This window comes from Reyranella sp. (assembly GCF_050185545.1).
Classification (GTDB): Bacteria; Pseudomonadota; Alphaproteobacteria; order Reyranellales; family Reyranellaceae; genus Reyranella.
In genome coordinates this window covers 1-2,991 of the sequence record NZ_JBFWZI010000360.1, presented here as the reverse complement: position 1 = coordinate 2,991, position 2,991 = coordinate 1, and the positions used below count along the sequence as shown (strand labels likewise).

The window sequence follows — 2,991 nt, the reverse complement described above, 5'->3', positions numbered from 1 at the left end:
CGCCCGGGTCACCCGCGGGCTGAGCTGCGTCAGCATCGACAGCCATTTTCCCGCGAGCGGCGGATCGTAGTCGGCGAAGCCGGTGGCATTGCCGCCGGGGCTCGCCAGGCTGCGCACGAAGCCCTGCGCGACCGGATCGGTGACCCGCGCGAAGACGATCGGGATCGTGCGCGTGGCCCGCAGCAGGGCCGCCGTGGCCGGGCTGGTCTGGCAAAAGATGACGTCGGGTGCCAGCGCCACCAGCTCGGACGCGTAACGCTCGATCAGGGCGCCTTCGCCGCCCGCCCAGCGCCATTCGATGGTGAGGTTGTCACCGGCCCGCCATCCGAGAGAGCTGAGAGTCCGGGTGAAGATGTCGGCAAATCCCTTCCACAGCGGGTCGCCGGCGGGGCCTGCCATGAGGGCGCCCAGGCGGCGCACGTCGGCTCTGCGGGGCTGAGCGCCCAGCGGACCCGGCAACAGAGTCGCGACGGTGCCCGCGAGCAGGGCACGCCGCCATACAGGACTGAAGGGCATGACGCCGCGTTTGATACCACGCTGCTGCGAGCATCCGCAGCAACAGGATCAGTCCCTCGCCACGGCCCTCACCACGGTACTGGCGCCGATGCGGCCGCATCGGGTGCCGTCGCCTTCAGGTCGCGCTGCAGCCGGGATCGGGAAAGCTGCCGACGGAACCTTTCCATGTCCGCGCCGACCAGTCGCACGGGCTTGAAGTTCGCATGGGCAAACGGATCGACCGGCTTGCCGTTGCTGATCAGCTCGAAATGGAGGTGGGCGCCCGTGGAGCGACCGGTGCTGCCCACGAAGCCGATCAGCTCGCCGCGCGCCACGACGTGGCCGACTTCCACCTCCGAAGCGAAGCTCCGGAGATGGCCATAGACGGTTGCAAAGTTTCCGGGATGCTCGATGCGGACCCAGTTGCCGTAGCCGCCGTTCGGCCCCGCACCTGTGACCACGCCATCGCCGGCGGCGTAGACCGGGGTGCCGATCGGGGCGACGAGGTCGATGCCTTCGTGCATGTACCAGACGGGAGACGTACGGCCGACGGCGCGCCTTGTCGTGCCAGTTGGCGAGAGCCCCGCCAGCACGCCCCGTTTCGTCGCCACGTTCACGGTGACGTTCATGGCGCGCCCGGTTCCGTGCGTCATGACGGGGCCTCGCGCCGCGAGGTTTTTCGGTTGGTCGAAGGGGTCGGCGCGCATGCCGAAGCGCGACGAGACGGCGATCGTGTCGATCGGCAGCCTCATCGCGGCCGGCGCGGCCGCCTGGCCGCTCGTCAGCCACAGCGTCTCGTCGTGCCTCGCGGCGTGGAAGCGCTGCACACCGATCGTGCCCTTGCGGGTTTGCAGCTCGGCCCAGACCAGCCGACCGACGCCCATCTCCGCTCCCTGCATGGTGAAGGACTGCTGGTAGCGAAGCTGAAAGCGGTCGCCGGCCTGCACGTCGCGCTCGAGGTCGAGGACTGTGCCCAGGGCTTGCTCCACCTCGAGCCTCACGACCGACGGGACTCCCGTCGCGGCCATCGCGCCATCGAGCGAGCGGGCGACGATGCCCGCGAGCACGATCTCGCGCGTGAACGGCAACAGAGCCTGATGGCGCGCCTCCTCGTCGGCGGCGCCCAGCAGCCTCTCCTCGCTCGCAAGGCTTTCATCTGAACGTCTGTCTTCGGAACCGGCCAGCGCCGAGCCATGAACCAGCCAACCTACGCACACGAGTGCCAGGAAGATGCGCTTCATCAGGTGCTTGTCGCGCGATCGAGATGCGTCGGCCAGTTGCCAACTGGTGACATCGAGAGGCAGACGCTCGTGCCTCGCGAAGGCAAACGGGGCGCTCGAAGCGCCCTGTTTGCCGATCTCCGTGTCATGGGCTTCGCGACGAGGGCACTGCCATTCCCCTCCTCGATGGCGCCGTCAGGCTGACATGAGAACAATCGTTGGCCTGCGCCCGACCCAGGACCAGTTCGATTTTCCTCTCGAAGAGAAGGGCCGCCTTGGATTGGCGGCCCTTCAGTGCGATCGGCTCGGCGGTGTGCCGTATTCAGGCCGCGCTCGAAGCGCGCCGGTCGACCGTCAGGAGAGGAAGACCGAGTTCTCCACCTGCTCCCACGCCACGCCGACGAGGCCTATGGCGTGGTTGTCCGAGAAGTAGAGCATCAGGCCGGTGTTCCCGCCGCCGAGATCAACGCCATCCATCACGACCGGGATGGAAGCAGCACCCTGGATGACGAGCTGATCACCTTCGGTCGCATCGAACAGATCACTGCTCTGGTTGAAGTCCCAGATCAGATCGACGCTGTTGGAGTCCGCCACGTTGTAGATGAACGTATCGGGACCATTGCCGCCGATGAGCTGATCGCCCGCGACCTGGAACTGATAGGTCACGACCTCCTCGGTCGAGGTCTCGGTCGTCAGGAGGTCATTCAGCGACGGCGTCGCCTGCTGCTTCACCCAATTGTGTTCGGGATCGGCCAGGGCAGCCGCGCTCGGCATGCCGTTGAACGCGACGAGGTGACCGCCCTCGGGATGCTCGGAGATGTCGAGCGAAACGAAGACCTGCTCGTTCTCCGCAACGACGTGGTGCCCGATTAACTCGGGCGCCGACGCGTAGCTCGTGTAGTAGTAGAAGTAGATATCGACATCGTTCAGCGCGCCGGTTTGCGGCAGATCGGGCGGATCGAACGAGAAGACCTGGACAGCATGGGCTCCGCCTTCATAGGTTCCGTCGCCCCCGACAGCGTAGAGCCCTTCCTTGTGGAGCGAGCCCTCATCGTCCTTGTAGGTCCACACTTGGGCGATTGTCTTGTAACCACCATCGCCGTCCGCAATCGATCCATCCTCGGGAACCGGCCCGGCGGGGCTGGTGAAGTTGAACGCGCTGTGAGTCGTCGTCTCGGTCGTGACGACCCTCGCCGCCTGTCCGCTATCGGCATCGCCTGCCAGCGTGTCGGCGCCGTTCTCGCCGAACAGGATGTCGTTGCCGCCGCCGCCATGC

At 66.6% G+C, this 2,991-nt stretch carries 2 protein-coding genes and 1 pseudogene; all 3 read right to left on the bottom strand.

The window, feature by feature from the left end:
- Nucleotides 1–399 (bottom strand): ABC transporter substrate binding protein (locus AB7O82_RS38025; protein ID WP_428621935.1); only part of this gene is annotated, 399 nt, incomplete at its 3' end.
- A gap of 185 nt (nt 400–584) precedes the next feature.
- Nucleotides 585–1,736 (bottom strand): M23 family metallopeptidase, encoded by a 1,152-nt coding sequence (locus tag AB7O82_RS38020; protein ID WP_428549727.1) that lies wholly within the window; start codon nt 1,734–1,736, stop codon nt 585–587.
- A 333-nt stretch (nt 1,737–2,069) separates the two neighbouring features.
- Nucleotides 2,070–2,991, bottom strand: a pseudogene (locus AB7O82_RS38015) (hypothetical protein); the annotation flags it as partial.

Excerpts from the sequence above, each read along its gene's own strand:
- AB7O82_RS38020 (WP_428549727.1), bottom strand. The coding sequence starts at position 1,736 with ATGAAGCGCATCTTCCTGGCACTCGTGTGCGTAGGTTGGCTGGTTCAT.